This is a genomic window from Dietzia sp. SLG310A2-38A2 (assembly GCF_014145095.1).
Taxonomy (GTDB): domain Bacteria; phylum Actinomycetota; class Actinomycetes; order Mycobacteriales; family Mycobacteriaceae; genus Dietzia.
The window spans coordinates 1-2,568 of record NZ_JAALDX010000214.1; the positions used below are offsets into that span (position 1 = coordinate 1).

6 protein-coding genes are annotated in these 2,568 nt (G+C 67.4%); 1 reads left to right on the forward strand and 5 read right to left on the reverse strand.

Annotation, left to right across the window (positions count from 1 at the left end; genetic code table 11):
- From G6027_RS08080 to rpmB, 5 genes are all read right to left on the reverse strand, one after another.
- On the reverse strand, positions 1 to 802 hold an 802-nt coding region (locus tag G6027_RS08080), incomplete at its 3' end, for an AEC family transporter (protein WP_182636726.1).
- Between the two features lie 161 nt (positions 803 to 963).
- A complete protein-coding gene (gene rpsR / locus G6027_RS08085; RefSeq protein WP_007632792.1) occupies positions 964 to 1,221 on the reverse strand; it encodes a 30S ribosomal protein S18 in 258 nt (85 codons plus the stop codon).
- 10 nt (positions 1,222 to 1,231) lie between these two features.
- A complete protein-coding gene (gene rpsN, locus G6027_RS08090) occupies positions 1,232 to 1,537 on the reverse strand; it encodes a 30S ribosomal protein S14 (protein ID WP_017836289.1) in 306 nt (101 codons plus the stop codon).
- A gap of 3 nt (positions 1,538 to 1,540) precedes the next feature.
- Positions 1,541 to 1,705, reverse strand: a complete 165-nt coding sequence (rpmG, locus tag G6027_RS08095; protein WP_017836290.1) for a 50S ribosomal protein L33 — start codon at positions 1,703 to 1,705, stop codon at positions 1,541 to 1,543.
- A 1-nt stretch (position 1,706) separates the two neighbouring features.
- The gene (gene rpmB, locus G6027_RS08100) at positions 1,707 to 1,943 is read right to left on the reverse strand and encodes a 50S ribosomal protein L28 (RefSeq protein WP_010542299.1); all 237 of its coding nucleotides are present in this window, start codon (positions 1,941 to 1,943) and stop codon (positions 1,707 to 1,709) included.
- A 358-nt stretch (positions 1,944 to 2,301) separates the two neighbouring features.
- On the opposite strand from rpmB, the gene G6027_RS08105 reads away from it, so the two are divergent.
- Entirely contained in the window at positions 2,302 to 2,562 is a 261-nt protein-coding gene (locus G6027_RS08105) for a type B 50S ribosomal protein L31 (protein WP_095718598.1), read from the forward strand.
- The last annotated feature ends 6 nt before the right edge of the window (positions 2,563 to 2,568 follow it).

Below are 2,568 nucleotides of genomic sequence, written 5' to 3' on the forward strand. Positions count from 1 at the left end.
CGGCCACCACCACGGTGAGGAGTTCGTGGCCCCGCATCCCCATGAGACCACTGCCGACGGCGAACGCGAGCAGTGGGTGTGCGACCAGCTTCAGACCGCTGGCGAGTGCGATCTCCCGGCGCGGTGAGGCTCCGGCCTCGAGCACCTTCACGCCGTAGAGCGACATGCCGAACACCAGGAGTGCGCCGGGGACCGAGATCTGACCCACCAGGTGGACGGGTTCGAGAAGGCGCTCGGGTGGCGACCACGGCAGTGCGGCCACCACCACCCCGGCGAGGGCGGCCACGACCAGCGGGGTCCGGGCGGCCTGGAGCGCCGAGGCGAACGCGCCTCCACCGCCATCGGTCGCACCCTCCGCCCGGGCGGCGCGCTCGAGTACGGCGATGGCGATCGGCTGCAGCACCGCCACCTGGAACAGCAACAGGGGCATGACGAAGCCGAAGTCCCCCAGGACGTAGACGGCGATGGGGATGCCCAGGTTGGCGGAGTTGACGTAGCTGGCGGACAGGGCGCCGACGGCGAGGTCGGCGGCCGGCCGCCGGAGCCACAGTTTCGCGATGAGCACGTAGGCCACCGCCATGACGATCGCCGTCACGGCGGAGACCACGAAGACGCCGGTGAAGACCTGGTCGAGTGTGGTCCGGGCGAGGGCGTCGAACAGCAGGGCCGGGGTGGCGACGAAGAACACGAGCCGGTTGAGCACCAGTCGCGCGTCGGTGCCGAGGACCCGGGAACGGGCGAGCAGCCACCCGAGTGCGACGACCGCGACGATCACGGCGAAGCCGTTGAGGACGCCGGCCACTGCGGACTCCTGGGGTTCGGGGGGAGGAGCGGTAACGCCGATCGGGGCCGTGCACTCCTGTGGGCAGGAGGCGCGACCCCGATCGGGTTGCTGTTGTCCGGTCGGCGGCTAGTTACCGCGGGCGGGACGTGCGGTGCGGTTCGACCGCGCCGAGCAGTGGCTCAGCGGCTGGTGAACGGCAGCAGTGCCATCTCACGGGCGTTCTTGACCGCGACGGCGACCTGACGCTGCTGCTGCGGCGTGAGGCCGGTGACGCGACGTGAACGGATCTTGCCACGATCGGAGATGAACGTGCGGAGGGTGTTGACGTCCTTGTAGTCGACCGTCTCGATACCCGCGACCTTCAACGGGTTCTTCTTGGGCCGACGACCCTCCTGGGCACGGATCTTCTTGGACGGGGTGCTACGCGCTTTTGCCATGATTACCTACTCACCAACTCGACTTCGTGACACCGGGCAGCTCGCCACGGTGGGCCATCTCGCGCATGCGGACGCGGGAAAGGCCGAACTTGCGGAGGTAGCCGCGGGGGCGACCATCGGCGACGTCGCGGTTACGCACCCGCACGGGCGAGGCGTCACGCGGCATCTTGTTGAGCGCGGTCTGGGCGTCCATGCGCGCCTCGTCCGTGCTCTCGGGGTTCTTGATGATTGCCTTGAGCTCGGCGCGGCGCTCGGCGAACCGGGCGACCTTGGCCTTGCGCTGCTCGTTGCGCGCGATCTTTGACTTCTTGGCCACGGGTCAGCGCTCCTCTCGGAATTCGACGTGCTTGCGGACGACCGGGTCGAACTTCTTGAGGACGATGCGGTCCGGGTTGTTACGGCGGTTCTTGCGGGTCACGTACGTGAACCCGGTCCCGGCCGTGGACTTGAGCTTGATGATGGGTCGAACGTCGTTACGTGCCATCTCAGATCTTCTCCCCACGGGCGCGGATACGGGCCACGACGGCCTCGATGCCATCGCGGTCGATGGTCTTGATGCCCTTGGTGGAGACCGTCAGCGTGACGCGACGACCCTCGGAGGGCACGAAGTAGCTACGGCGCTGGATGTTCGGGTTCCAGCGACGGTTGGTCCTGCGGTGTGAGTGCGAGACGGACTTGCCGAAACCCGGCTTCCGTCCCGTTACCTGGCAATGCGCCGACATGGCGTGGTTCTCCTTCCGCCTCCTCGTACGATGGCGCGTGATGATCGGGACTCCCGGTCGGCCTGGGCCGAACAGCAGTGGATCACCACGTCGCGGGCACCGTGAGAGGCGATAGCAAACGTGCAGACAACAGCGATGGTCTAGTTTACGGCCCGACCGCGGGAAACGGTAATCAGCACGTCAACGCCGGTGATGAGGGCGGCCGGAGCGCGCGAATTGGGTACGCGGTCACAGTACGGGTACGATCTACCGATGCGTGTGCTGATACCGGGATCCCCGGTTCGGCCACTGGCAGTTGCGTGCCCCTGCCGGGGCGGGCGCCAGACCCAAGACTTCTACCGAGCTAGAGGGATCCAGTATGAAGAACGACATCCACCCCGACTACCACCCGGTGGTCTTCCAGGACTCGGGCACGGGCACCAAGTTCCTCACCCGCTCCACCGCGAAGAGCGAGCGGACCGTCGAGTGGGAGGACGGAAACTCCTACCCGCTCATCGTGGTCGACGTGACCAGTGAGTCGCACCCGTTCTGGACCGGCGCGCAGCGCGTCATGGACACGGCCGGCCGTGTCGAGAAGTTCCAGCGCCGTTACGGCAACCGCACCCGCCGCACCAAGTGAGCCGCA